Source organism: Cohnella herbarum, assembly GCF_012849095.1.
Taxonomy (GTDB): Bacteria; Bacillota; Bacilli; order Paenibacillales; family Paenibacillaceae; genus Cohnella; species Cohnella herbarum.
The window spans coordinates 3,283,228-3,310,000 of the sequence record NZ_CP051680.1; the positions used below are offsets into that span (position 1 = coordinate 3,283,228).

Annotated in this window: 15 protein-coding genes, 15 tRNA genes and 2 rRNA genes (1 of these 32 cut by a window edge); 3 read left to right on the plus strand and 29 right to left on the minus strand. The window is 51.2% G+C overall.

What is annotated here, in order from left to right; translation table 11 throughout:
- Positions 1–112: 112 nt before the first annotated feature.
- The 8 genes from HH215_RS14580 to HH215_RS14615 form a co-directional block, all read right to left on the minus strand.
- Positions 113–883 (minus strand): IclR family transcriptional regulator, encoded by a 771-nt coding sequence (locus HH215_RS14580; RefSeq protein WP_169280576.1) that lies wholly within the window; start codon positions 881–883, stop codon positions 113–115.
- A 386-nt stretch (positions 884–1,269) separates the two neighbouring features.
- Positions 1,270–1,878 (minus strand): Uma2 family endonuclease, encoded by a 609-nt coding sequence (locus tag HH215_RS14585; protein ID WP_169280577.1) that lies wholly within the window; start codon positions 1,876–1,878, stop codon positions 1,270–1,272.
- Positions 1,879–1,991: 113 nt separating this feature from the next.
- The gene (locus tag HH215_RS14590) at positions 1,992–6,371 is read right to left on the minus strand and encodes an Ig-like domain-containing protein (RefSeq protein ID WP_169280578.1); all 4,380 of its coding nucleotides are present in this window, start codon (positions 6,369–6,371) and stop codon (positions 1,992–1,994) included.
- 45 nt (positions 6,372–6,416) lie between these two features.
- Positions 6,417–8,327: a beta-N-acetylhexosaminidase gene (locus HH215_RS14595; RefSeq protein ID WP_169280579.1), complete on the minus strand. Its 1,911-nt coding sequence runs from the start codon at positions 8,325–8,327 to the stop codon at positions 6,417–6,419.
- Complete coding sequence (locus HH215_RS14600) at positions 8,324–9,160, minus strand: carbohydrate ABC transporter permease (protein ID WP_169280580.1); 837 nt, start codon at positions 9,158–9,160, stop codon at positions 8,324–8,326. The genes HH215_RS14595 and HH215_RS14600 overlap by 4 nt, the downstream gene beginning before the upstream one ends.
- A 23-nt stretch (positions 9,161–9,183) precedes the next feature.
- Entirely contained in the window at positions 9,184–10,119 is a 936-nt protein-coding gene (locus HH215_RS14605; protein ID WP_254450491.1) for a carbohydrate ABC transporter permease, read from the minus strand.
- A gap of 98 nt (positions 10,120–10,217) precedes the next feature.
- Positions 10,218–11,711, minus strand: a complete 1,494-nt coding sequence (locus tag HH215_RS14610) for an ABC transporter substrate-binding protein (RefSeq protein WP_169280581.1) — start codon at positions 11,709–11,711, stop codon at positions 10,218–10,220.
- Positions 11,712–11,774: 63 nt separating this feature from the next.
- Positions 11,775–13,052: a Gfo/Idh/MocA family protein gene (locus HH215_RS14615; RefSeq protein WP_169284399.1), complete on the minus strand. Its 1,278-nt coding sequence runs from the start codon at positions 13,050–13,052 to the stop codon at positions 11,775–11,777.
- A 245-nt stretch (positions 13,053–13,297) separates the two neighbouring features.
- Here HH215_RS14615 and HH215_RS14620 point away from each other — a divergent pair, with 245 nt between their 5' ends.
- Positions 13,298–14,287, plus strand: a complete 990-nt coding sequence (locus tag HH215_RS14620; protein WP_169280582.1) for a LacI family DNA-binding transcriptional regulator — start codon at positions 13,298–13,300, stop codon at positions 14,285–14,287.
- Positions 14,288–14,318: 31 nt separating this feature from the next.
- Positions 14,319–16,394: an alpha-L-rhamnosidase-related protein gene (locus HH215_RS14625; RefSeq protein ID WP_169280583.1), complete on the plus strand. Its 2,076-nt coding sequence runs from the start codon at positions 14,319–14,321 to the stop codon at positions 16,392–16,394.
- 78 nt (positions 16,395–16,472) lie between these two features.
- Here the strand turns inward: HH215_RS14625 and HH215_RS14630 are convergent, their stop codons facing one another.
- Positions 16,473–17,477, minus strand: coding sequence for a Gfo/Idh/MocA family protein (locus tag HH215_RS14630; RefSeq protein ID WP_169280584.1), 1,005 nt, complete (start codon positions 17,475–17,477; stop codon positions 16,473–16,475).
- The gene (locus tag HH215_RS14635) at positions 17,474–18,325 is read right to left on the minus strand and encodes a sugar phosphate isomerase/epimerase family protein (RefSeq protein WP_169280585.1); all 852 of its coding nucleotides are present in this window, start codon (positions 18,323–18,325) and stop codon (positions 17,474–17,476) included. Before HH215_RS14635 ends, HH215_RS14630 begins: the two co-directional genes overlap by 4 nt.
- Positions 18,326–18,529: 204 nt before the next feature.
- Here HH215_RS14635 and HH215_RS14640 point away from each other — a divergent pair, with 204 nt between their 5' ends.
- Positions 18,530–19,414 carry an AraC family transcriptional regulator gene (locus HH215_RS14640; RefSeq protein ID WP_169280586.1) on the plus strand — a complete coding sequence of 295 codons (885 nt, stop codon included), beginning with the start codon at positions 18,530–18,532 and terminating at the stop codon, positions 19,412–19,414.
- Positions 19,415–19,479: 65 nt separating this feature from the next.
- Here HH215_RS14640 and HH215_RS14645 read toward each other — a convergent pair whose 3' ends face one another.
- The 19 genes from HH215_RS14645 to HH215_RS14735 form a co-directional block, all read right to left on the minus strand.
- Positions 19,480–21,084, minus strand: a complete 1,605-nt coding sequence (locus HH215_RS14645; RefSeq protein WP_254450492.1) for a helix-turn-helix domain-containing protein — start codon at positions 21,082–21,084, stop codon at positions 19,480–19,482.
- 109 nt (positions 21,085–21,193) lie between these two features.
- Positions 21,194–22,195, minus strand: coding sequence for an ABC transporter substrate-binding protein (locus HH215_RS14650; protein ID WP_169280587.1), 1,002 nt, complete (start codon positions 22,193–22,195; stop codon positions 21,194–21,196).
- 245 nt (positions 22,196–22,440) lie between these two features.
- Positions 22,441–22,526, minus strand: a tRNA-Leu gene (locus HH215_RS14655).
- Between the two features lie 17 nt (positions 22,527–22,543).
- A tRNA-Arg gene (locus HH215_RS14660) sits at positions 22,544–22,620 on the minus strand.
- A 14-nt stretch (positions 22,621–22,634) separates the two neighbouring features.
- Positions 22,635–22,708: transfer RNA gene (locus HH215_RS14665), tRNA-Cys, on the minus strand.
- A 17-nt stretch (positions 22,709–22,725) separates the two neighbouring features.
- Positions 22,726–22,800, minus strand: a tRNA-Gly gene (locus HH215_RS14670).
- 75 nt (positions 22,801–22,875) lie between these two features.
- Positions 22,876–22,949 (minus strand) — tRNA-Gln (locus HH215_RS14675).
- Between the two features lie 24 nt (positions 22,950–22,973).
- A tRNA-His gene (locus tag HH215_RS14680) sits at positions 22,974–23,049 on the minus strand.
- A gap of 23 nt (positions 23,050–23,072) precedes the next feature.
- Positions 23,073–23,146 (minus strand) — tRNA-Trp (locus tag HH215_RS14685).
- Between the two features lie 16 nt (positions 23,147–23,162).
- Positions 23,163–23,246 (minus strand) — tRNA-Tyr (locus HH215_RS14690).
- 19 nt (positions 23,247–23,265) lie between these two features.
- Positions 23,266–23,341: transfer RNA gene (locus HH215_RS14695), tRNA-Thr, on the minus strand.
- Positions 23,342–23,362: 21 nt separating this feature from the next.
- Positions 23,363–23,438: transfer RNA gene (locus tag HH215_RS14700), tRNA-Phe, on the minus strand.
- Positions 23,439–23,454: 16 nt separating this feature from the next.
- Positions 23,455–23,531 (minus strand) — tRNA-Asp (locus HH215_RS14705).
- 38 nt (positions 23,532–23,569) lie between these two features.
- Positions 23,570–23,646 (minus strand) — tRNA-Met (locus tag HH215_RS14710).
- Positions 23,647–23,746: 100 nt separating this feature from the next.
- Positions 23,747–23,821 (minus strand) — tRNA-Glu (locus tag HH215_RS14715).
- 21 nt (positions 23,822–23,842) lie between these two features.
- A tRNA-Ser gene (locus HH215_RS14720) sits at positions 23,843–23,935 on the minus strand.
- Positions 23,936–23,938: 3 nt separating this feature from the next.
- Positions 23,939–24,014, minus strand: a tRNA-Asn gene (locus tag HH215_RS14725).
- Between the two features lie 29 nt (positions 24,015–24,043).
- A 5S ribosomal RNA gene (rrf, locus tag HH215_RS14730) occupies positions 24,044–24,160 on the minus strand.
- Positions 24,161–24,283: 123 nt separating this feature from the next.
- Positions 24,284–26,773, minus strand: a 23S ribosomal RNA gene (locus HH215_RS14735) (it continues 440 nt past the right edge of the window).

Sequence of the window (26,773 nt, forward strand, 5' to 3'; positions counted from 1 at the left end):
GAACGGTTATGTCGGAGACGTTTCAGAAAAGTAGAACGAATTTTATACTTTCTGAAACGTTAAAAAAAGCAGTCCGTCAAAACGGCCTGCCTCGTTCCAAAACCAAACAGTTTCACTTCTTCTGATAGCCCATTTCTTCGGAAACCCGCAATGCCGTTTCTTTGACCTGCTCGCCGATGGAATGAAATTTGATTGCCGGCAAATCCTTGCTCAATGCCGTAATGCTGATCGAGGCGATGACGCGACCGTTCTCTCCGAAGACCGGCGCGCCGATGCAACGGATTCCTTCCTCCATCTGCTCGTCCTCGATGGAATACCCGTGAAGACGAATAAACTGGACGTCCTCGATTAACTTGTCCGCCAGCTTTTCCGATTTCGTCTCATCGTCTCTCGAATTTTTGGACATCGCCTTAATGATTTCCTCGTCGGTAAGACCCGAAGCAAGCGCTTTTCCCACGCCGGACAGATGCAGAGGCAATGCTTGTCCGGCTGTCGTCGCGAAACGAACGAATCCATTCCCTTCGCTCTTGTCTATGTAAACCGGCTGATCGTTAACCAGTATGGCTAAGTGAGCGGTAAAAGGAGTTCCGGCAACAAGCTTCTCGAGATGCGGGCGAGTCACCTGCTTGATATCGCTTTGCTGATAGTAATTCATTCCCCAATAGAGAACGCCGTGCCCGAGTACGTATTTCCCGTCGTCATGCTTCTCGATCAGGGAATGCCTCTCTAACGTATTCAAGATGACAAATACCGTCGTTTTCGGAATGCCGAGTTCGGAATGGATTTCGTTAATCGTCATTTTGCCGTTTTTCGAAATGCCGTTCAGTATCGTAATTGCCTTTTCAATAGCAGGCACGGAATAATTCTTAGCCGACTTCGTCATGTAGAGAAACCCTCCTCATATGACAACATACTAGCATATGGGGACAAATTTCCACAACAAAAAGACATAAAACCGAACGCGCCCTCTGCAATGGCGCGTTTCGCGGAAGCGTATTTCGCCCCTTTCGATACATCAAGAATCGAGCCGCTTTCTAGTCGGTCCGGTCAGGGATCGAGCCGTTAGAATTCAACGTTTGTTTAAGAAGGAACGGGGTACCGGAATTATCGAATACGTCAATCGCTTGAAAATCGACTATGCGAAAACTTGCATTCGAGAAGAAGTATACAATCTTACGGAAATTTCCGATCTCTTGGGTTATAGCAGCGGCTCAGGCAAGCCAAAAAGCCCTCAAAACCCGAACCCGGGTTTTGAGGGCTTCCGCCATTTTAGCTTATTTCAGGAAACACTCGTCTCATATCAATATCAATACAGGAAAAAATAGGCGAGGTCATCCGGTCAGATACGATATAAGTTTCATACAACTCGAACTTGTTATTGTTCAGGATGAATTGGTCGATCGTCCGATGTACGGGATCGATGATCCAATATTCCTTCACGCCATGTCGTTCGAATTGACGTTTCTTACGAACCTTGTCGTTGTGGCTCGTGGATGGAGACAAAATCTCAACAACCAGGTCCGGAGCGCCTTCGATTCTATGCTTTTTAATTATCGATGCATTCTCGTGAAGAATAAAGACCAGATCGGGTTGAAACAGGTTTTCCTCGTCCAGAAATACATCCACCGGGGAATAGAGTATAGTCCCGTTAGCGTGGCAAGTCTGGTAGAGCATGATATGAATCAATCCGGAGATTTGCTGGTGGTTCACGGTCGGAGCCGGCTTTAGATCGTAACGAATTCCTTCTATGATCTCATAACGATCCTCTTCCATCCCTTGGAAATCATATTCGGATTCAGAACCTCCATATGGCTCCGTCTGTTCTCTAACCCTACTATTCTCTTCATTGAGGTCATCCTCATCGCGTTTATCCGACAATTCAACTCCACCGCCTTTCCGGTTCTTGCTATCAGTCTAACATTACCATTATTTTCTAACAAGGGGAACGGCACGAACGATCAGATCATCGCCGCTCCGATCCTATTCTCGATCTAGTTCTTCCGCACCGTGATTGATTTCATCGGTCCCCATTTGCCTCGCGAATCCTTCGCGTGAACGAATACCGTGTGGTACCCGCTCGACCAGGCCGAGACGTTGATCTGCGCCGTTACCTGCTCCGTCTTTGCGCTGAAGATCCCGTCATGCGCGGACATCGGCGTCCCGCTTCCGTCGAATCCGACCGAATCCACGAAATATTCCGCTCCGGCGATACTCCCCCAACCCGTATCCGTTTCATCGGCAAGCGCCCGGATGGTTACCGTTGCGCTTCCCGCCGTCTCTCTCGGAGTAGCGGCCGCATTCTGTATTCGCGGCCCTTGGGCGGAAGTTTTGATAATCGTTTCGGTATACAACGGTCCCCAATTCCCCGCCGCATCTTGTCCGTGGATATACAGCGTATGTTTACTGTTCTCCGCCCATCCGGCAGCGGATACCGTTGCAACGAGAGATTCGCTCATGGAATCGAAGCTTCCGTCCACCGCCCCCATCGGTATGCCCGAACCGTTCGATCCCGGCGCGTCGACGAAATATTCCGCCGCGACGATCCGTGAACCTCCATGATTGTCGACTCCGTCGTCCGCGTTAGCGGTCAGTAAGAAGGTCGATAGTCCATCCGTAATGCCGCGCGGATTCGTACCCGCCACGACCGTCACCGGCCCTTGCGTATCATCGGCGGACGATTTCGTCACGTTCAGTTTGACGGACTGGGTCGGCCCCCAATTCCCCGCGTTATCCATAGCCCGCACATAAACGATCGGAGTCGTCTGCTCATGCCAACGCGTCTCCGCGAAAGCGCGAATCAGATCGACGTAGATTTTCTGCGGTGCTCCCGAAGCGGGAAGCATGCTGTCGTCCACGCCGAATTCGATCGATTTCACGCTTTCGAAATTAAAAACACCGTTTCCGCCCGCAATCGAGTCATAATTTTCTTTGAAGTTCCAACGCACGTTTTTCCATATATCGATCGGTAAGTTGCTAGCACCGTAGAAAGTAGGCAACGAGGCTTCGAGTTCGGTACCGTCAACGTCCTTCAGCTTAACCTGCAACTGAGTTAGAGGAGCCGTAACGTCCTTCAACCAGAAGGACAACGTATCCAAACCGGATAAATTTTGCAGCACTGTGCCATAATCCTTGATTGCCGTAAGTTTATCCGGAATGCCGTCGTTGTTGTTTCCGACATCGAGAAGCAACAATCCCGATTCCGGGTTTCTCGTCGCCGTGCCGCTCCAATCGGAAATGTCCGCCATATCGTCGATCAGAATCGGCGCAGTAGATGCGATCGTCGGGATCGTTATCGTCGCCGTCGCCCCTTCGCTTAAACTATCGAAAGTCCCGTCGGCAGCCGTCATATCGATGCCTTGTCCCGGCTTCTGCACGGTATCCACATAATATTGGACCTTCGACACAGGTTGTCCGCCGGAATTCGCCGTCGCGGAGAGCAAGATCGACGTCAACCCGTTCGTCGGATTCGACGATACGGCCGTCCCGGTTACGACGGGACCGCCCGAGGTTGCCGTCACGGAAACGGAATAACTCGTGTCCGCGACCGAATACCGGGTTCCATCGAACGCCGTCGCCCTTAGGAAATACTTCTTCGAAGCATCCAGTCCGCTCGTATTCCAATTCACCATATAAGGATTTGCGGTGGCCGTGCCTATCGGAATCCACATCTCGTTCGTACCGTCATTGTATTCGAAAGCGACCGAGACGATCGGCGCTCCGCTCGGAGCGGCAAGCGCGCTTACCGCAACGTTGCCGTTGTCGACGACGTCAAAACTCCTCGGATAGATCATCTCCGCGTAAGGTTTGCCTTCCGTCGCGCGGATTTGTTTGGACATATCGGTCACGGCAGCCCAACGCCGGTCATTCATCGGATTCCCGTCATTATCGACGAAGTTCCATTCGTTCGCCCAGTCGTCCCCGTCATAGGTGAAAAAGGCGATCCCGCTTAAGCCTCCTTCGAAGTTCGTCCAGAGCGAATCCTTGAAATCGGCGATTTCGTCGAGATTCAACGGCGCTTGTCCGATATGCCTATAATTCCTGTCGTTCATATTGGGCACCAGCTTGCTCGGAGACCATGATTGCGTATTCGTCGCGTTCGTCTTCCCCACTCGCCAAGCGGTCTGTTTCAGACGATCCGTCCACTGGAATCCCCCGTAATTGCCGAGCGTTGACCAATCCATATACCACGGATGATCTTCGCCCGTATCATACCAAAGGTAATTAATGTGGTGAGTATTAACCCGCCTATCGATTCCTTTGGCGCTATCGTTCATACGCGTTTGATCGGCATAATAAGAGTAGTCGCCCGCGGCATTGGTTTGCAGTTTATTCGGCCAATAGACTTCGAGCTCGTTGGCGTTTAAGTAGCTAATGATCTGATTCGTCGGATCGTAAACGAAGGTTTGGCCGGAATCGTTCGCCGCCAGCGCGTTAAGTCCTGCGTGGTCCAACGAGTTATTATTGGCCACGGGGAATGCCTGCCGCACGATCTTTAAGCCGAGCTTTTGCGCTAATCCGGCGTTTTTCGTGATCACGTCGTCACGGTGATTTTCATGCGAGACTATGAAATCCACCCCGTGTTTCGCCATGTCATGGAGCGTTTTTTCGGGTTGCACAAGGCTATGGTGATACATTCCGATCTGAAAATCATCCGACGCGTAATCGTTCGACGTCGGCGCGAGCATAGGAACGTCTTCTTTGCTTCTCGTCCATTCTTTGCTCGTCATGGCCTCCAGATTGTCCAACGAATAGTAATTGTCCGTTATCCCCTTGACCATCGTGTTATCGTCGACGATGACTTCGAAGCCGGTGATGTTGCCATAATCCATAACTCCGTTGCCGCCGATAATATCGTCCGTCTGCGTCTTGAACGGCCATTCGAGATGCCACCAACTACCGGGAACAAGCTGAGAGCCCCACAGAATGGAATCCAAGCGGATATAGTTAGCCGTTCCGTCGGCATCCTTGATGCTGAAGATCATCTTGTCCGTTTCCTTGCTGACCAGAATCCAGAAAGACAATACGTCCTGAGACGATAGATTCGCCGAAAGGCTTTTCGTGGCGGAATAACTGTTGGCCATTCCGTCGTTGTTGTTCGGAACCTGGAAGGTAACGGATGCCCGTGATGCATCGCGATAATTATTTGCGTTCGGGATAACGTTCGAACCGGGCGTCGCCGTCCATCCGGCCGTCCCGTCGAAGGAGTCCAGCATCATTCTGTCTTTATATTTAACCGCCTGCAGATCATCGATATAGATGTCCGTACCGACCCCGACAGGCAGTTCGGAGTCCCGGGTCACGAAGACGATCTCTTTTAACTGATCGAAATTCATTATGCCATTGCCGCCGACGATCGTGCCGGGATCTTCCCGGAATAGAATCCTGCCTTTGTACCATTTGTTAGCGAGCAGCGTGCCTCCCGCCGTCGGAAACATTTTCGCGAGATTGAATTCTTCGGAGGTTTGATCCGTGTCGGTGATGCGGACGTTAAAAAACGTTAGGTTTTGCGTAGGTTTAATCCAATAGGTCAATTCATAATAGCCGGTCAAATTGTAATTGACGTTTGCCCTATATAATGAAGGGTACTCTACGATTCCGTTGTTATTATTCGTCACCGCGTATTTGATGCTGGAGGTGCCTTGTTTTACTTGCGCGGTCGAGAGCGTTCTGCTGGAGCCAAGCGTCGTGTTCCATGCGGTCACGCTATCCATGGCGTCGATCTGCGTCGTCTCATAGAGATCCGCATTCGCGTAGAAGTTCAGTTCGTCGATATAAAAGTTGACTTGCTCCGATTTCATGTTGGCGGGCCGGCCATCCGTCGATGAAAGAGAAATTTTCTGGATAGCCCCGTAATTCATCGCGCCGTTTCCTCCGCTTACTACCCCATCGAATTCCTTGAAATGCCACCGTACCTGAATCCATTTATCCGGCATGACCGCCGAAGGGAGATGAGCGCTGCGGACGACATTCGACAGTTTCGCTTTGCTGATCGTCCCGTCCGAGTCTTGCAAAGAGATTTCCAGGAGCGGATCGAGCGTATCCGTCCGGATCCAGAAGGACATGACGTCATGGCTTGCCAAATTCAAATTCGGAGAATAGGCCTTGGATACGGAGGTCGTGTCGGGAATGCCGTCATTGTCGTCCGTAACCCTAAAATTCATGCTGGAGGACCCTTGGAACACTTGGGGAATACCGGAGTATGTACTCATGAAGCCGTTGCTTGGATTCGTCAAAGTCCAATCGCTTATATTTTCCATATCATCCTCTATGAGAGGAGCAGCCTTAACGCTTTGACTAGGAGAAACCGGAATCGAGCAAAAACCGATAATCGCAATGAAACCCATCAAGAGTAATTTCCGACTTTTCTTCATCTGCATGCCCTCGCTTATCATGGAATATGAAACGCATGTCGTAATCTAAGTCATCGTTCCGGCACTCGCAATGCGATGATACGTCGTAAAATAGTCCGTTCCGGCACCCCCCCGTCTTTCCCGGTCGTCAAAATACAATCTCGTCTCTTCTAACTCTTCAATGCATAAGACACCCCCTTCCAGATAGTCCTTGATCCGATCCGTCGCCGATCGTAACCTGGCTGTCAAGCCGCCATAGCGGAGATCTAATACTTCCCACCCGAAGGGCTTGTACGTCTCCATCCACTGGTTGCGATGCGATATTCTCAGCGCTTCTACCTTAAGCAATAGTTCAGGTAATTCGATTAAAGCTATCGTCTCTAATCTTCCGCGATCTCCGTATTCATAGGCGCGCTTCATCCTTATCCCGATATCCGCTTTCAGCGCAAGAACTTCGCTTAGTCGGACCGGAACCTCGAATAGACGTTGAGAGTCCGGGCTACTCTCGGCTTGATCGCGATAGAGATCCGCAAGCCGTCCATAGTGCCCCGCAACGTCTGCATTGTCGATATGTTTGTCGAACAAACCTAACAACGGATCCTGCCACAACAAGTATTTGGATGGATTGGACGAGTCGCCGTGATCAACCTCAATCCCCGGAATATCATCCAACTTATCCAAATTCATATAATGATCATGGGAAATTCCCGTACAGAAGCTTGTCCTCCGTCTCAATTTCCGCTCGTCCAACGTACGGGCATACGCGTGCTCCGCGTATAATTGCAATCCCGGAAGCACGTTCCATAGATGATTTTCCGCCCCGTTATCCCCCCACGCCGTCGCGAAAACTTCCCTTACGCCTTCTTGTTTGCAAGCTTGCAAACCCGCGTTGGAGCATTTCATCGTGCGGTCGTAATGCGTGCACGTTCCGAGCCAGGTCCATATGCCTCCGGCAAAAACCGGATCGGATCCCAACTGGCGGTGTTTTCGAATCATAGCCTCGTAGAACTCCTGCTCGTAATGGTAATAATCCCAATAAACGAGCTGCGTGCCCCGGGAAATTCGGTCGGCATGAGATTCGTCGACGACGGCCTCGACATCGTAATAGTCGTGCGTCGCGGATCCGATCCGGAAGAACATGTCGCTCCAGATCATCGGCTTCAAGCCGTATTTCTCCTTGATTTCGTTCACCTTGGACAAATGGTCGTTCATCATTTCGAATTTATCGCGGTTTCCATATCGATCAAGAGCGCGCCCTCGACCTAAACCGTGAGCCTCGTCCATTCCGATATGGATTCGCCGGCTGCGAAAAATTTGCGATACGCTGCCCACCATTCGGTCGATAAACTCGTAGGTTCGGTCTTGCCCTACCAACAGAACATCGTGCGTGTCTCTTAAATCGGCCGAAGCCTCCCATTTCAAGAAAGACTCCAAATGCGCGAGCGTCTGAATGCAAGGAATCAACTCGATTCCGAGTTCCGCCGCATAGCAGTCGCATTCCCTTAATTCCTCCGGCGTATATCTCCCGCGCATATAGCCGAAATACGGCTCGGCTTCGACCGTATAAGTATCTTCGGTGTAGAGCATGAGCGCGTTCATGCCGATCAAGGCCATGTATCGCAGTAAACGTTTTACGCTATCGACTTGAGGTACGGCATTCCGGGAGCAATCGAGCATGAACCCGATCGTATCGAATTGCGGTTCTTCCCGGATCTCGAACGACTCGTCGCCCGCGCCGATGGATTCAGCTAACAGTCCGATCGCCCGAAACAAATGGTGGTCGCCGAAGTAAGCGATCTCGGCTTCGGCGCCGTCGAACGACACGGTAAGCCCGGTTGCTTCCGACTTTTTCAGCGCGACTTTAATACCATCGCCATCCGTAAGACGCAAGCCGAGCATGTCGCACAAGAGTGCGATACCTTTGTCCTTTTCGCCGGTCTCGCCCTGAAAATACACTTTCATGCCGCCCGCGCTCATCCCTTCATCGCTCCCATCGTCGCGCCTTCCATGATCCTTCTCTGGAACAGGACGTAAAATAAGATCGAAGGAACCATGACGATCATGACGCCCGCGAACATCGTCACCCAATCCGACGTGTATTGCATCTTCATGTTCGCCTGGTACATGTTGACCCCGATCGTGTATTTCGCCGGATCCGACAAGTAAATAAAAGGCGCGAGGAAGTTATTGTACAAGCCCAGGAACTTGAAGATCGCCACCGTCACGATTCCCGGCGTGGACAGCGGCACGATGATTTTCCAGAACGTCTGGAATAGAGTCGCCCCGTCTATGTGCGCGCTCTCTTCCAGATCCTTAGGCAATGAGGACATGAACCCGCCGAGCAGCATCAAGAAAAACACGTTCTCCCCGAAACTATCCAAAATGATCAGCCCCGTAAGGCTATTCGTAAGATCCAAGGACTTCATCAACACATACTGAGGTACGAGCGCGTTAATCCCCGGAAGGAACAACGACAGCATAATGAGTCCCCAGATCAACTTGCGCCCTTTGAACGTCATGCGGGTCAAGGCATATGCGTTAAGCGTCGTAAGGAACGTGCCCAGCACCAGCCCTACGCCCACGTAATAGACCGTGTTAAGCAAAGATTTGCCGATGGCATATCCGTTCCAAGCTTTCGTATAGTTGCTCCAATTCATTGCCGAGGGCAGCGCCCAAATATCCTGGAAAAAATCGGCGTTCGTTCGGACCGATTGATAGAAAATCCACGCGACCGGAAACAAAATCGATAGTGCCCACAGGAGCAGGACCAGTCTCCATATTCCGTCCGCCAACGTTCTCCGCTCCGCCATTCGGAATAGCCTCCTTTCTTTGGTTAGAACTCTACGTCTTTCTCCGGATAGACTTTGTCGATGATCAGCTTTGCTCCGACCAAGATCACGAACAGGAACATGCCGATCGCGGAAGCGTAGCCGTAGCTGTGCGCTTCTTTGCCGAAGGCCAGATTGAACATGTAAAGACCGACAACGTCCGTGGAACCTTCCGGCCCGCCGTTCGTCAAGATCATGATGATTTCAAACCCTTTTAACGTACCGAGCACGACGAATACGACGCACACCCGGATCACGTTGCGGATTAGCGGAATCGTGATCCCGAATAGAATTTCCATAGGACGGGCGCCTTCCAAATGAGCCGCTTCGTAAAGCGATTTCGGAATCGCTCCCATCGCGTTGATGAAGATAACGACGTAGAGACCCACTCCCCCCCACACCATCGGAATGACCAAAGCCCAGATCGCCGTTCTCGTATCCCCAAGCCAGTAGAAATCGTTCATGTTCAGGCCGAATAACTCGAGAAACCCGTTCAACAGACCGAAAGATCCGTCGAATATGAACGACCATAACAAGGCAACGACAACGGTCGAGAGCACGTTCGTGAAAAAATAGACGATTTTGTAAAAAGCATTTTCTTTGTACGATTTATTGTTCAATAGGTAGGCGAGCAGCAACGAGATAAGGACGGTAAGCGCGGGTACGGCAACGATATAGACCACATTGTGGACTAACGCTCGCAAGACGAAATGATCCTTGATCAAATACGCGTAGTTATCCAAACCGACGAACTTGGCGTCCGTTAATCCGTCCCACTGCAATAAAGAATAATAAACGGACATAACGTTCGGATATAAGGTAAACAAGAAGTAACCGAGCAAAGACGGAGCGATCGCAATGATCAAGAAGATCGCTTTTTGCCTTGCGGCTTTGCCAGATCCCGGCGTCTTTCGCGAAGCTTGTGCATGACCGGCGTTCAAAGCATGTCATCCCCTTTCCGGATAAAATCAAACGATCGGGAGGAATCGCTTCCTCCCGAACTGCTCCCGCGCGATATTCGCGCAAGTTTGACTATGGCTTACGGTTTGGGACGATCTTTCTCGATCGCGGCTTGCTTCAGCTTCTCCGCTTCTTCCAATACGGGAGCCGGATCTTTTTTGCCCGTAGCCACGGCCGTGATCAATTCGCTCAGCATTTTATCTGCCGTACCGCTCTCCTGACTGATCAAACCGAATTCGCGGCGATAGGAAATGTACTGCACGTTATGTTTCGTCGCGTAATCCATGACGGCCGCCTGAGTAGGCTGAAGCTTCGCGGTACGGGCAGGATCGTCGCCGAAATCGAGACGCGCGGGATAAGCTCCCGCTTCCGACGCGACCGCTGTCTGAATTTCGAAATCGTACAAGCTCATCACGAATTCTTTGGCCCATTTCTTGTTGAGATCGGGCTTGTTTTTCCAGATCATAAAGCCGATATCGGAAACTCCGGAATTGACGAAGATCGTCTGGTCTGCGTCGTTCGTTGCGGGAACGGCCATGAATCCCCAAGTGAAACCTTCAGGCGTGGCGTCTTTCATTTCGTTGCCCACCCAATCTCCCGTCGAAACGAGCGCGGCCTTATGCTGCAACACTTGCATTTGCGATTGCGTATGGTTCAACGCGGCTACGCCCGATGGGAAGTAGCCCTTCTTGCCGAATTCGTACATCCGGTTCCACGCTTCTTTATTTTCCGGCGTCGTCAATTGCGGCCCCGTATAACTGCGGAAGTTCTTGATGTAAGTATCGAAGCTTCCGTTTGCCTTGGCCAAGTCGAATTGCAGAATGTTGAATACGTAATCCGTCAAATATCCGGCATATACGCCCGGGAAAGTGATCGGAATGACGCCGTCGGCTTTAATCTGATCCAGCAATGCAACGAACTCGTCCCACGTTCCCGGGCTTTTGTTCCAGCCCTTCTCGTCGAACAGCTTCTGATCGAAGAACAGACCCGCAGTGTACCCGGCTACCGGTAAACTGGCCGTATAACCGAGTTTCACGGCAGAATCGTAAGCATCGTTAGAGATGACGGATTTTAACGTTTTGCCCGCTTCCCCCGGAAGTTCGCGATTCCACAAATCGTCGAGCGGTTCCATTTTTCCGGCGATGACCAATCTCTCATGTTGGCCGGCACCGGAAAATCGAGGAATGAACAGATCGAACATGTCCTCATCGTCGCCCGCGGCGATTTTCGGTTCGAGGATCGTCTCGAGCGTAGGGGACGATGTAATATCGAAATCTACGTTAGGATATTTCTCGATGAATTTTTTGACCGCTAGATCCATCCACGCGCGGCCCGATCCGCTTTCCCAATAACCCATCTTGAGAGTTACCTTCTCGCTTTTGGACAAACCGTTTTCCGGATAGACGTCCCCTTCGCTCTCGGAGCCCGTAGCGCCGGAAGCGCTCGCCGAAGGTGCCGTGCTCGATCCGGAAGCCGATGAAGAGCTTTGCGGTTCGTTGTTGTTGCCCCCGCATCCCGCTAACAGAACGACTACCATAACCAGAGAAAGCAATAATGCGTTAACCTTTTTCATTGCTGTAGACCCCCCAATAGGTTTCATCCAGTTGATGCTATATGAAGCTGCGACAACCTCAGCTCAACTGCCAACGGAACAAATGCTCTGATCGTTAATGCTCGTTATCGATACGGAATGTCCGCCTTCCAGCCTAGACCGCTCCGCCGCGAACGCCATCAAATGGCTTTGCACGGATGCTTCCGCCGACGTCAATCCTTGCCCGCCGCCGCTGTTCTCTCTTCGAACTTCTTTGAGAAATTCCCTGACCAATCCTTCGTCTCCGCCTCCGTGCCCGCCTTCTTCAACCGCTAACGGCACTTCGACAACCTCTTTTCCGAACGGGTATAACTTAATCTCGTTTTTCTCCATGTACCCTCTGATTTCCCCTAACGTCCCCATAATCTGAACGGTGCGGGAAATATCGTGCGTGAAACCGGACATCGTGAACGAAGCCGTAGTCCCGCCCTCGAATTCCATGTTCACTACTTGATGATCGACGACGTTATTGTCGCAACGGTAGACGCAACGTCCGAACGGACCCTCTAGCAAGGCCTGTTCGATTCCTGCCGGCGTTAGTTCGTTCGTAATAAAACGCGACCATTCATGCGATGAATCTTCTTCATAGATTCTGCGTGCCGAGTAAGGACATTCCCTTTCGACCGCGCAACCGTCCGTGCAGCGATACGTCGAGCCGGAAGGCGCATTCTCCGGGCGAAAATGAAGCAATGATCCGTAAGAATTCACATTCAGACAGCGCCTATCGATCAGCCAAGATAAAATATCCATATCATGGCACGACTTCTGCAGAATCATCGGACTCGTCTCCTCCGCCTTATTCCAATTCCCGCGAACGAAACTATGCGCCATGTGGTAATAACCGACGTTCTCGCTTAACTGAATGGAGACGATTCGGCCGATTTCGCCGCTTGCGATCGTTTCCTTGATCTTGGACCAGAAAGGCGTGTAACGGAGAACATGACTGACCGTAAGCAATCGGTTATACGTTTGAGATGCCCGAGCCATAGCGATTACTTCTTCGGGGAAAGGCGACATCGGCTTTTCCAGAAGCACGTCGTATCCCAATGCCAAAGCTTTTAATGTGGGCTCGTAATGCATTCGATCCTGAGTTGAGATGACTGCGATATCCGCGATCCGGTGATTGGAGAGCACTTCCTCCCAGCTTGAGAACAAACGGTCGTTCGAAAGCCCGTGCTCCGTTGCCGCAAGACTTCTTCGTTCCTCGTTCGGTTCGGCGACCGCGACGATTTTGAATTGTTCGGGGTACTTTTTCGCGTAGGAGCCATAGACGAATCTGCCTCTCGCCCCTGCGCCTACGATTATTGCCGTTAGTTGACGCACAACGTTGATTGTCACCCCCCTCTGTCTATATCGAGTCGAGCTCGTTTACAGGGCAATCATAACGCACGTTATATTTGAGTGTCAATGTCATTTTAAACTCTTTTAAACCTCAAATGAAATCGCATACATATATAAAATAGACATCTATATGCCCATAAATTACATAAAATTTGACTGAATGCACTCGATTTAGCTATAATATAACCATCGTTATATTTGCTGGAAGAATGAAGGAGAACAACTGAATGGTTACGAAAAAGGAGATCGCTGAGCACCTCGGCATATCGCGCACTGCCGTTTCCCTCGTACTGAACAATACCCCAAGCAGCACGATCTCGGGCGAGACGCGCAACAAAATCTTGCAAGCGGCCAAAGAACTCGGTTATCGCGACGTAGAGACTTCTCCCAAGCTGTGTTTCGTCCTCTATGACCGTGATGCGGACGACCCTCGTTATATCAGCGATCTGCAAGTGATCGAACGGGCTGCAAGCCGCTACGGTTACGGCTTGATCTTCATGAACGTAACGAAAGCTCCGGATTCCATGAGCAGGCTGCGGAAAGCTCTGGAAAGCAAAGAGATCGACGGATGTATCGTTTCCGGAGACGTGGACGGGCATTTGATCCAAATCCTTCGGGAATACGACACTCCATACGTGCTATACGGTTTTCCCTTGTACGATGATCTCGAAGATTTGAATTACGTGATGTTCGACGATAAGAAGCTAGCCTATGACGCTACGCGTTACCTCATGTCGCTAGGGCATGAACGCATTGCTTTGTTTACGGGAAGCTTGGATTACAAAATTCACCAACTATCGTTGGAAGGCTTCCTCGAAGCGCACGAAGCCGCCGGTATTTCCCTCGACCGATCGCTCATTCAGATAAGCAACGACGAGAACGGCTACGAGCTCTGCAAGAGGGCCGAGATGCTGAAACTGGAATACTCGGCCGCTTTCTGCGCGAATACGATCATTCAATTCGGCGTCCTGCAACGATTGCAAAGCACCGGCGTATCCGTTCCGAACGACATCAGCCTGGTCGGCTCGGGTTTCACCGAACTCGTAAGGGTGAGCGTTCCCCAGTTGACGACTTATTACGTGCACGAATCCGAGAAAGCCACGACCGTTACGTTGCTAGTCGACATTATAAATAGCCGCGGTTCGGGTAAACGCACCTGCAGCATTAAGGAATTCGTTCGTTTCGAGGGAGGTACGGCATCGGTTAGAAAATCGTAAACCTACTTTTAACGCAGTTGGAGGAACGCGAATGGAAGCCTCATGGATCGTTTATCCCGGAGATTACGAGTTATGGTTGCATCGCGAGGTCAGTCTAAGGCGGGACGAACGGTTGTCTATCGTTCCGCCTTTCTGGCGTCTGGATACGCATTACGGCAACGTTAAATTCTACAGATGGATAGACCTAGAACAGGAAGAACAAGTAAATCTTTACGTTGAAGGTCGTTACAATATCGCGATTAACGACCGTTATGTATACGGTAATCCGAGTAAGTTCACGGTTCCGGCCGGCAAATCCCTGCTTGCGGTATCCGTTGTCGCGGAAGTCGTTTGCCCCGCTATTTTCCTGCAAGGGCAATCCTTCGTCTCGGACAGCGAATGGAAAGTGACCGCGAACAATCACCGCATCGTTACTGCCGCTTCTCTGAATTTCCAAGATCCGATGCGACCTCCATCCAGCCACAAGTTAGCTGTCGAGCCGATCGTTCCGACTGCCGCAACCCTTCTCGATAAGTCTTCCACGCTCATCGATTTCGGCAAAGAGACTTTCGGATACGTGAGACTGCACGGCATTCGCGGCCAAGGCCAAATCGGTCTGTTCTATGGCGAATCGAGAGAAGAGGCTCTCTCCGTCGAAGCTTGCGAAACTTACGATCTGATCCAACTCGACGAAACTTCTTTGGGGGACGATCCGAAGCTGATGACTTACACGCATCCTTCATCCCGGGCGTTTCGATACGTTCAGGTCGTCTGCGAGGAGGGCATCCAAGTCGAGGACGTATCTGCCCTCTATGAATATTTGCCCGTGGAATACAAGGGAAAATTCCGATGCTCGGACGATCGGATCAATGAAATCTGGAATATCTCCCTCTACACCTTGCATTTGACGACGCGGGAATTTTTTCTCGATGGCATTAAACGAGACCGGTGGGTTTGGTCCGGCGACGCCTGCCAAAGTTTCCTGATGAACTACTACTCTTTCTTCGACAACGCCGTTTGCCGCCGGACTCTGATCGCGCTTCGAGGAAAAGATCCAGTAGAAACGCATATCAATCATATTCTCGATTACAGCTTCTATTGGATTCTCTCTCTGCAAGATTATTACGACTACTCGGGAGATACGGAGTTCGTTCGCGACCACTATCCGAAGGCGCTATCTCTGCTCGAGTTCTGCGCGGGGCGCGAGAACGATTCGGGATTCTTTGAAGGCCAGCCCGACGATTGGGTATTCGTCGATTGGGCGGAGATGAACAACCGGGGCGAGGTCTGTTTCGAGCAGGTGCTCTATTGCCGAAGTCTAGAGATCGTAGCCGGCTTCGCGGAACGATTCGACGACGCGAAGAAGGCTTCCGCCTTGCTCGTCAAGAGCCGCGAGCTTCGGGAGAAGATCATCCAAGCGTTCTGGGATCCCGATGCAGGAGGACTCGTGCACGGCAGGCGCGAGGGCGTTTTGGACGAGAAAGTGACGAAATACGCGAATATGTTCGCGCTTAGCTATGGCTACTTGAATGAAACCCAAACGGAATCGGTTATCCGTAACGTTATGTTAAACGATGAAGTCCAGCGGATCGTAACTCCTTACATGAGATTTTACGAACTGGCTGCGTTGTGCGGGATCGGAGAAACGTCTCGCGTCGTGGAAGAAATCAAAAGTTATTGGGGAGGCATGCTCGACCTCGGGGCGACCTCGTTCTGGGAAACGTTCGATCCTTCCCAGAGCGGATCGGAGCATTACGCCATGTATGGCAGACCGTTCGGCAAGAGCCTTTGCCACTCCTGGGGAGCCAGCCCGCTCTACCTGCTGGGCAAATACGTATTGGGCGTTCGCCCGACCGAACCCGGTTACGCGGCCTATATCTTGGAACCGTCGCTTGGAGGATTGGACTGGATCGAGGGCTCCGTGCCGACTCCGTCCGGCGAAATTGCGGTCTATGCCGATGCGAACGTAATCAAGCTGACCGTGCCGGAGGGCAAAGGTTTGCTGCGCTTCCGCAGCTCGATCGATCCACGGAGTTCCGACGTCGCAATCTCCTGCGTAGGCGAAGACGTTTATGAGGCGGAACTGGTCCCTCATTCGAACGTGCTTGTCCATTATCGAAGTTTCTAACGAAACAAGCGCCGTTCGGCTTATGCCGTACGGCGCTTGTTCTATCAACTTTAACCTGGGACGATACACTAACCTCGATTATCGGAGAGAGTTAGCGATTTCTCTTCTCGCAAGCCTGAACGATGCTATCCCCTCTTCGAGCGTAGAAACCGTTATCTCCTTGCCTTCCTGCAAGCATCGCAGGAAGTAGAGCAACTCGTTATAATAGCCGCCGAGAGATGATACATTCCCGCCCACGTCCGACGAGGCACCGCCTTGCGGCGCGTCCCCGGCCAGCTCGGGCCGGATGTGCTCTCCCGCTTCCGTATACACGTCCAAGCCGTTCGGAGTAAAAGCGACCGTCGCTTGCTCGAACTTGACGCGGTAGGACATCTCGAACGGGAAGCCTTCCGGGTAGCCCCAGCTTCCTTCCAAGGAGACGACCGTCTGCCCGAACTTGTAAGTGCTGAAAATATGATCCGCATAACCGCCGTTGTTCACCGCCGTGCTCGACGTCGACTCCGGTTCGCCGAGCAAATAACGAACGTAATCTACGTCGTGGATATGCAGGTCGAGCGCCGCCGATCCGCTGCGTTTACCGTCCAGCAGCCAATCGTTCCATCCCCACGTCGGCCGCGGGCTAACTCTCTTGAAGACGCCGGAAATCATCGCCCCGTATGTTCCTTCGTCCTTGATCTTTTTCAAGTACTCGTACTCCGGCCAGAACCGGATGCAGTGTCCGACCATCACTTTGCCCGACGATTTCTTCTTCGCTTCGAGCAGTTGCACCGCCTCGGACTCTTCCAGACAAACCGGTTTTTCGATGAAGACGTCGTAACCGCGATCCAACGCTTGCAATGCGTGTTTCGTATGGAGGAACGTCGGCAGGCAGATATCGATCGTGTTCACATCCGCCTCGCTGATTAATTGCTCCCCGGACGCGTATACCTTCGCCCCGAATTTCTTGGCAATCATCGTAGCGTTCTCGACATTGTCGTCCGCGACCGCCGTAACCTGGAAGTCCGCCTTGCCTTCCAACGCCTCGTAACAAGCGGCATGCATCTTGCCCATGAATCCCGTGCCGATTAACCCGATCTTGATCATCTTGCTGTCTCCCTCCCCAATATGCGATCCATCGAAGACGATGTGTTATAGATGATTTGCTCCGTATGATGGGTATAATTAGGAATCATCTCCGCAATGACGTAGTCGTCGTATCCTGCCGCCGTTAACGCCGCAACGACCGAAGGGTAGTCCACGTCGCCCGCCAACAAATCGACGAAACCGTGCAACCCGCCTGCTTGCCTCCGGTAATCCTTGAAATGCACCTTCTTGATCCGTTCTCCGAGAATCGAGATCCAGTGTTCCGGGTATCCGGTTAATAACGTATTGCCGATATCCAAATAGGAGCCTACCCATGGCGATCCGATTTCGTCGATGAACCTTCTCATCTCCAAAGGCGATATAAGAAATTTATTCCATACGTTCTCTATCCCGATATTGACTTTGTATTCGGCAGCCGTCGTTGCCAATTGCGTAACGGCTACTTGCGCCCGTTCATAAGCGACGTCATAAGGGACGACCTCGGACCCGGGTATAAAATCGACGCCTACCGCGCCCGGAATAAGCAAAATCGTATCCACGCCAAGCTGAGCCGCGGTCTCCAATTGTTTACGGCCGATGTCCAAGGCTTTACTTCTCGTAGACACGCTGTTGCTGGTCAGGGAATAAGTCCAGTACAAACCGGACGCTAAGCTCGTCAGTTCGATGCCCGTATCGTCGGCGAATGCTCTTAGCTCCGTAACTTCGGCCTTTCCGCTATCGAGGCTTAGCTCCCCATCCTCTGCCAGAGCAAGCTCTATTCCTTCGAACCCGGCGGACTTGGCAAGGCGAATGCAATCCTTGGTTCCCATTCCGGCCGGAAATGACCATGCGTTAATGCCCTTCTTCATCGTTCGTCCCCCGCTATCTTCGAATAGAATTGCAACTCTATTATAAGATCCGGTACGCGTTCTAAGATTTGTTGAAAATGCCCGACTATTTATCATTTTCAAGCATGAACGCCGATATGAAGGCAGGAGTTCATGCCAAGGTTCGCGAAACCTATAGCGACGGCTCGCAATGCATCCGATTCATTACCGCGGAGGACTTCCGATATGGATTTTACGAAAACCAAGCTGAAGTTGGAGATAGAGGTATCTCATCTGATCACCCTGCACTATTTTGAATTTGCCAAAGATTATATATTCGCGGGCGAACAGCATGATTTCTGGGAACTGGTGTACGTGGATGCGGGAGAAATCGAAGTGACCGCCGACCATAACGGATACGTGCTGAAGCAAGGCGATATTATTTTCCATCAACCGAACGAGCATCACAGCCTATGGGCCAACAATCGAATCGCCCCTAACGTGATCGTTATCACTTTCGAATGCCGAAGTCCGGCCATGCGTTTTTTCGAGAACAAAACATTCCATCTCGGCAACGGAGATCGCAATCTGCTCGCGTCCGTCCTCAAATACGGCTTTCAAGCGTTCGAGCCTCCTTTCGATGACCCAAGGTACAACCGATTGGTCCGCAGAACCGACGTCGCGTTTGGAGCCGAGCAATATATCAGGCTTTATCTGGAGCTGTTCCTTATGAGCATCATTTCTCAGGGATATGCGGATACCGGAGGGAACCGGCTCTCTACGGCCGCAAAGGAACGCAGCGAGAATGACGTGACCGGCAAGCTGATCGCCTATATGGATGAACATATAACGGGCGATCTTACGCTAGAGCAGATGTGCGAACACCTTTATATCAGCAAATCGTTCCTTGTACGCCTGTTCAAGCAGAAAACCGGTCAAAGCGTCATGAAGTACTATAAAAACCTCAAAATCGAAAAAGCCAAAAACCTCATTCGCGAATGCCGGCATAACTTTACCGAGATCGCGGAAATGCTTAAATATGCTAGCATCCATAGTTTTTCGCGCCAGTTTAAGCATGTGACGGGACAGACGCCATCCGAATATTCCCGTTCGGTTCAAGCACGGATATGACAAAGAAGCTCTCAAGGTTCCATCCCCTTTGAGAGCTTCGGCTTAATGCTGCTATATTGTCCCGATCAAGCAAATATCTTCAGCAGATCATCGATTTTCCGGTTATGGGAAAGCACTCCGTAATTCATCCATGCTAAGAAATCAACCTCGTATACTCGTTGATTCCGGACTGCCGGAAGCATTTGCCAATGAATCACGTCGATCGCTGATCGACTTCCCCGTTCCGAAAGCCTATCGAAGGTTATGACCACATGATCGGCATCAAGCCTAACCAACTGCTCGGGCGTTAACGGAACCCTTCTATCCTGACTCGTTAGTTGCGTAACGAGTTCCGGAGGCGTCAGTCCAAGATCCTTGTACAATACCGGCCCCGTGTAACCGTGATCCGCACCCGAGTATAAGTAAACACCGGCATCGGATACGCGAAGGCAGGCAACCGTCTGCCCTTGAATCGAACTCTTTAGTATTTTCTTGGCCTCGTTCGCTTTATGCTCGTATTCGCCGATGATTTCTTTGACCTTATCCATCTTCCCCAACAGATCGGCTACCGTTCGCAGCGTCGTTCTCCAATCCTCTCCCGAATGGGTTACTTTAAAGGTCGGCGCTAAACGGTTTAACCGATCAAACGGGATCCACCGCTCGAAACTCTCTTCCATCATGATAAAATCCGGTTTGACGCCGGAAAGGGCTTCGACATCCTCGGTCTCGATATCAAATGTCGGTACCTCGTTTAATCCGAGATATTCCTGTTTCCCCCAGTTGGCATGGGAGCATTGCATCGCAGGCGTTACTCCTAGTGCGACCAAATAATCTTCAAGAAAAGGTGCCCACACCTGGATATTTTCACGATTGTTACGTCTATAGATGCCTGGAGAGACGCCGACCGCTTGCTTGAATCGACGATTAAAATAGTACTCATCGCCAAAGCCGACATTCTGTGCGATATCGAACATCGGATCATTCGTTACGAGCAGCAACTGCTTCGCTCTATCGATCCTCACCTCGTTCAAATACTGGAGCGGTATTTTTCCCGTCATTCCCTTAAACAAACGCGTATACTGCCACCTAGGGACATTAGCCAATTCGGATAGTCGCTCCACCGTCCACGGATCGTGGTAATAACGTTTCATTTGCTCGATCGTTTGCTCGACTGATTGCCTCACGTTCCATTCCTTGTTAGGAGTAAGATTTTGTTGTAAAAGAAAGAGCAGCAGTTGCTGGAATCGAATATGCCGTTCCAATACCTTCATTTCATCTAGGGCGGTACGGTTGCGGTATATCCCCTCAAGGTAATCTAAGCAATCTGAGAACGGAGAGCACAGCAACTCCCCCTTACAAGGAAATCCTGAAGTCTCCAACGCGTCTTTCGCTCCGGTAACGGTAGCTGCTATGATCATTTTATCAAAGGTAAGCCGATACAAGCTTATCCCGACATCGGAGACCTTAATCTCGATAGGACTGCCAGGCGGAAATACGAAGCATTTGCCTCGCTCCAGCTTTGACATAATGCTTTCACAAGCTAAGCTTCCGTTACCTTCCTTCACGACAAGCATCGTATATTCATTGACGTTTCGAGGCCCCCACTCCTCCGTTGAAGAGTGGACATCAATGCTCGTCAGTCCATAATATAAGACATTTCCAATCTCCGATTGCTCAAGGCGTTCCATCATATTCATCTTCCCTAAGTGAGAATTATTATCAATTAAATTATATACAAAAAAGGAAAGCTCGACAACCAACGTTTTGGTTGCTAAGCTTTCTTCATTCCTACGCTTTCTATTATGGAGCCAGGCTCTTTAACAGATCATCGATCTTCATTTCATTCGCGATGATCGCTCCGGATTGCCAATGAGAACGATCGTACGAATAGACGTGATTGTTCTTAACGGCCGGCAGCGATTTCCATAACGGGCTATCCAGCAATTTGACCGCTTCCTGGTTCTCCTTAGAGTCCCAGGCTCCGTTGGATGGGAAAATGATAATGTGATCCGCATCGAGTTCCGGTATCGCTTCCTCCGATAGGACTTTTTGAAAATCTTCCATCACTGTCATCGGATGTGGCGTGAGTCCAAGCTGGTTATAGATGAACCCTGTGAATCTATTCTTAGTACCGAACAAGGCAAGCGTTTTGTCCCCGATGTTTAATCGCACTACGGCAACAGTCTCTTTCCCTATTGTCGATTGGAACTTCGCTTTCGCATCGCTGATTTTCTGATTGTACTCACTCAGCTTGGTTTCTGCCTTCTCCGGAATTCCCAATACATCCGCAACCTGCTTAAGGACTTCCGTCGAATCACCGAGATACTGTTCCGGAATGCGATAGGTGGGAGCTACTTTAGAATACTGTTCGTATTTCGCCGCGTCTACTCCTCCGTCAACGATAATCAGATCGGGATCGGCCGCCACCATCGCTTCCATACTGCCGGTGATGTCGAACTGAGGCATATCCAAGCCTAGATAATCCTGTTTCCCCCAGCTTGGATGATACCACTGCACGATCGGTTCTACTCCAAGCGCCGTCAAATAATCCTCTAAGTAAATTCCTGCGACCCTTTGCGGGTTCACCGGAATTTCGATTTCTCCGAACTCATCCGTCACTTTACGAACAGTTTCCGATCCGGTCTCAGGCTGTTGAGCGGTCGTAGTCGCCTGACTTTCGGATGGCGGCGCACTTGCTTCATTTGCCGAAGAGTTATCATTGGATCCGCATCCTGCCAATCCGATCGCCGCAGCTAGCATTGCGACCATCCCTACCGTGAACTTAAATTTTGTACTTGCCATGCTGTATTCCATCCCCTTTGTCCTCTAAAAATGTAGTGTATAGAGCTATTGAAGAAAATGATAATCATTATCAATTAACTCGACTTTTATTGTAGCTTAGGGCTCAACCTGTCTCAATGTATATTCGCTATTCGTTTCTTGTACAAATGGAACTGTGCTCTTCTAACTTTACGCACAAAGTCATCCCTCTGCGAAAGCAAAAAAAACCTTAAGGCGATTAACCTTAAGGTTTTGACATTCGTTAGTGGTGCCGGTGAAGGGACTTGAACCCCCACTCCCTTGCGAGAAACGGATTTTGAGTCCGTCGCGTCTGCCATTCCGCCACACCGGCTTATTCAGTTTTCTTACTGGCGCGCCCTAAGAGATTCGAACTCCTGGCCTTTTGATTCGTAGTCAAACGCTCTATCCAGCTGAGCTAAGGGCGCAAGTTAAAGGTTTTTGGAGGCGCCACCCAGACTCGAACTGGGGGTAAAGCTTTTGCAGAGCTCTGCCTTACCACTTGGCTATGGCGCCACAGTCAAGATTTTAGATGGAGCGGAAAACGGGGCTCGAACCCGCGACCTTCTCGTTGGCAACGAGATGCTCTACCACTGAGCTATTTCCGCATATTAGGCTATCGGGGCCCCCGAAAAGTAATCGGTATATGCTCCAACGCTTAGCTTCACTTTTTGGAGTGAAAGTGGCTGGGGATCAAGGATTCGAACCTTGGATGACGGAGTCAAAGTCCGTTGCCTTACCGCTTGGCTAATCCCCAACAAAAACCTCTTTGTTGTAAAAATGGGGCGGACGAGGGGAATTGAACCCCCGAATGTCGGATCCACAAACCGATGCGTTAACCACTTCGCCACGACCGCCATGATCGTAATTTGAATCTTATTGGCAGGGGCAGCAGGAATTGAACCCACACTAACGGTTTTGGAGACCGCTGTTCTACCCTTAAACTATGCCCCTACATAGAGTAGAAAACTGGTGGAGGATGATGGATTTGAACCACCGAACCCGAAGGAAGAGATTTACAGTCTCCCGCGTTTGGCCACTTCGCTAATCCTCCATGATTAGCTGAAAAGAAATGGTGCCGACTAGAGGACTTGAACCCCCAACCTACTGATTACAAGTCAGTTGCTCTACCAGTTGAGCTAAGTCGGCGCGTGTTTTTAAGTTGTGTAATGGTGGCTCGAGACGGAATCGAACCGCCGACACGAGGATTTTCAGTCCTCTGCTCTACCAGCTGAGCTATCGAGCCGAACTTAGTGTAAAGATGGCGGAGCTGACGGGATTCGAACCCGCGGTCTCCTGCGTGACAGGCAGGCATGTTAGGCCACTACACCACAGCTCCACGATAGTAACTCGGTGTTGAGCCGAGGGTAATTCATTTGGTTGCGGGGGCAGGATTTGAACCTGCGGCCTTCGGGTTATGAGCCCGACGAGCTACCGGGCTGCTCCACCCCGCGTCGTTAATTAATGATTGCTTTCTTGAAGCGACATTTATTATCATAACTCATATCGCCTATGTAATGCAACCCTCAATTTATGGTAATTCTTTTTGAAGATTGGTGACCCCTAGGGGATTCGAACCCCTGTTACCTCCGTGAAAGGGAGGTGTCTTAACCGCTTGACCAAGGGGCCATGCTTACACCGGTAAAATAGTGGCGGAGAGAGAGGGATTCGAACCCTCGAGACGCTTTAGACGCCTACACGATTTCCAATCGTGCTCCTTCGACCAAACTCGGACACCTCTCCATATGGCTCCCCGAACAGGACTCGAACCTGTGACAACTCGATTAACAGTCGAGTGCTCTACCAACTGAGCTATCAGGGAATGTAAGCGTAAGTAAATCATGTGATCCAGCCTGGCAACGTCCTACTCTCCCAGGACCCTGCGGTCCAAGTACCATTGGCGCTGGAGGGCTTAACGGTCGTGTTCGGGATGGGTACGCGTGGAACCCCTCCGCCATTATTACCAGACCGGATCTTAAACTCAAGGCTTGCGCCTTGAAAACTGGATGCGAAGTAAAGCGGTCAGAAGAAGGTGAGTATCATTTGTCTTGCTAGCATCATTCGTGACGACTAAAGTCGCACGAGTTCGTGTAGGATAAGCCCTCGACCGATTAGTACCCGTCAGCTCCACACATTGCTGCGCTTCCACCCCGAGCCTATCAACCTGGTGTTCTTCCAGGGGTCTTACGAATTGGGAAATCTCATCTTGAGGCAGGCTTCGCGCTTAGATGCTTTCAGCGCTTATCCCTTCCGCACTTGGCTACCCAGCGGTGCTCCTGGCGGAACAACTGGTACACCAGCGGTGCGTCCATCCCGGTCCTCTCGTACTAAGGACAGCCCCTCTCAAATTTCCTACGCCCGCGACAGATAGGGACCGAACTGTCTCACGACGTTCTGAACCCAGCTCGCGTACCGCTTTAATGGGCGAACAGCCCAACCCTTGGGACCTACTTCAGCCCCAGGATGCGATGAGCCGACATCGAGGTGCCAAACCTCCCCGTCGATGTGGACTCTTGGGGGAGATAAGCCTGTTATCCCCAGGGTAGCTTTTATCCGTTGAGCGATGGCCCTTCCATTCGGTACCACCGGATCACTAAGTCCGACTTTCGTCCCTGCTCGACTTGTAGGTCTCGCAGTCAAGCTCCCTTATGCCTTTGCACTCTGCGCGCGATTTCCAACCGCGCTGAGGGAACCTTAGAGCGCCTCCGTTACTTTTTAGGAGGCGACCGCCCCAGTCAAACTGTCCGCCTGACACGGTCCCTCTACCGGTTAACGGTAGTAGGTTAGAACTCCGATACGATCAGGGTGGTATCCCAACGGCGCCTCCACAGAAGCTTGCGCTCCTGCTTCATAGGCTCCCACCTATCCTGTACAGACCGTACCAAAGTTCAATATCAAGCTACAGTAAAGCTCCATGGGGTCTTTCCGTCACGTCGCGGGTAACCTGCATCTTCACAGGTACTAAAATTTCACCGGATCTCTCGTTGAGACAGCGCCCAAGTCGTTACGCCATTCGTGCGGGTCAGAATTTACCTGACAAGGAATTTCGCTACCTTAGGACCGTTATAGTTACGGCCGCCGTTTACTGGGGCTTCAATTCATAGCTTCGGGTTGCCCCTAACCACTCCTCTTAACCTTCCAGCACCGGGCAGGCGTCAGCCCGTATACTTCGCCTTACGGCTTCGCACAGACCTGTGTTTTTGCTAAACAGTCGCTTGGGCCTCTTCACTGCGGCCCCCTCGTGCTATTCACACTACCGGGGCACCCCTTCTCCCGAAGTTACGGGGTCATTTTGCCGAGTTCCTTAACGAGAGTTCTTCCGCGCGCCTTAGAATTCTCATCTCGCCCACCTGTGTCGGTTTGCGGTACGGGCACCTTCTCCTGGCTAGAGGCTTTTCTTGGCAGCGTGGGTACATGACCTTCGGTACTATGATTTTCCCTCCCCATCACAGCTTGAGGTTACAGTGTGCGGATTTGCCTACACACACCTCTTACTGCTTGGACGAGCTATTCCATCAGCTCGCGTCGTTCTCCTCCTGCGTCCCCCCATTGCTCATAACGGATTACGGTGGTACAGGAATTTCAACCTGTTGTCCATCCACTACGCCTTTCGGCCTCGCGTTAGGTCCCGACTTACCCTGGGCGGACGAACCTACCCCAGGAACCCTTAGGCTTTCGGCGGACAGGATTCTCACCTGTCTTTTCGTTACTCATACCGGCATTCTCACTTGTATACAGTCCACCGTTCCTTCCGGTACGACTTCAACCCGTATACAACGCTCCCCTACCCAAGCGCGCTTGCGCGCGTCTGCCATAGCTTCGGTGGTGTGTTTAGCCCCGTTACATTTTCGGCGCAGAGTCACTCGACCAGTGAGCTATTACGCACTCTTTAAATGGTGGCTGCTTCTAAGCCAACATCCTGGTTGTCTTCGCAACTCCACATCCTTTCCCACTTAACACACACTTGGGGACCTTAGCTGATGATCTGGGCTCTTTCCCTCTTGACGACGGATCTTAGCACTCGCCGTCTGACTCCCGAGTATACATACATGGCATTCGGAGTTTGACTGGACTTGGTAACCCTTGGCGGGCCCCGCACCCAATCAGTGCTCTACCTCCATGATGCTAAACCTCGAGGCTAGCCCTAAAGCTATTTCGGGGAGAACCAGCTATCTCCGAGTTCGATTGGAATTTCTCCCCTACCCCCACGTCATCCCAGAGCTTTTCAACGCTCACGAGTTCGGGCCTCCAGTGAGTGTTACCTCACCTTCACCCTGCACAGGGGTAGATCACACGGTTTCGGGTCTACGACCACGTACTTAGGCGCCCTATTCAGACTCGGTTTCCCTTCGGCTCCGCCTCATCAGCTTAACCTTGCACGTGAACGTAACTCGCCGGTTCATTCTACAAAAGGCACGCCATCACCCCTAGATCGGGCTCTGACTTCTTGTAAGCGCACGGTTTCAGGTTCTTTTTCACTCCGCTCCCGCGGTGCTTTTCACCTTTCCCTCACGGTACTGCTTCACTATCGGTCGCCAGGTAGTATTTAGCCTTGGCAGATGGTCCTGCCGGATTCCCACG

What these genes read in the sequence shown, in the direction of transcription:
- HH215_RS14635 (WP_169280585.1), bottom strand. Translation starts at nt 18,325, where the DNA reads ATGAAGAAGGGCATTAACGCATGGTCATTTCCGGCCGGAATGGGAACC.
- HH215_RS14610 (WP_169280581.1), bottom strand. Translation starts at nt 11,711, where the DNA reads ATGAAAAAGGTTAACGCATTATTGCTTTCTCTGGTTATGGTAGTCGTT.
- HH215_RS14620 (WP_169280582.1), top strand. Translation starts at nt 13,298, where the DNA reads ATGGTTACGAAAAAGGAGATCGCTGAGCACCTCGGCATATCGCGCACT.
- HH215_RS14595 (WP_169280579.1), bottom strand. Translation starts at nt 8,327, where the DNA reads ATGAGCGCGGGCGGCATGAAAGTGTATTTTCAGGGCGAGACCGGCGAA.
- HH215_RS14640 (WP_169280586.1), top strand. Translation starts at nt 18,530, where the DNA reads ATGGATTTTACGAAAACCAAGCTGAAGTTGGAGATAGAGGTATCTCAT.
- HH215_RS14650 (WP_169280587.1), bottom strand. Translation starts at nt 22,195, where the DNA reads ATGGCAAGTACAAAATTTAAGTTCACGGTAGGGATGGTCGCAATGCTA.
- HH215_RS14600 (WP_169280580.1), bottom strand. Translation starts at nt 9,160, where the DNA reads ATGGCGGAGCGGAGAACGTTGGCGGACGGAATATGGAGACTGGTCCTG.
- HH215_RS14645 (WP_254450492.1), bottom strand. Translation starts at nt 21,084, where the DNA reads ATGATGGAACGCCTTGAGCAATCGGAGATTGGAAATGTCTTATATTAT.
- HH215_RS14630 (WP_169280584.1), bottom strand. Translation starts at nt 17,477, where the DNA reads ATGATCAAGATCGGGTTAATCGGCACGGGATTCATGGGCAAGATGCAT.
- HH215_RS14580 (WP_169280576.1), bottom strand. Translation starts at nt 883, where the DNA reads ATGACGAAGTCGGCTAAGAATTATTCCGTGCCTGCTATTGAAAAGGCA.
- HH215_RS14590 (WP_169280578.1), bottom strand. Translation starts at nt 6,371, where the DNA reads ATGAAGAAAAGTCGGAAATTACTCTTGATGGGTTTCATTGCGATTATC.
- HH215_RS14625 (WP_169280583.1), top strand. Translation starts at nt 14,319, where the DNA reads ATGGAAGCCTCATGGATCGTTTATCCCGGAGATTACGAGTTATGGTTG.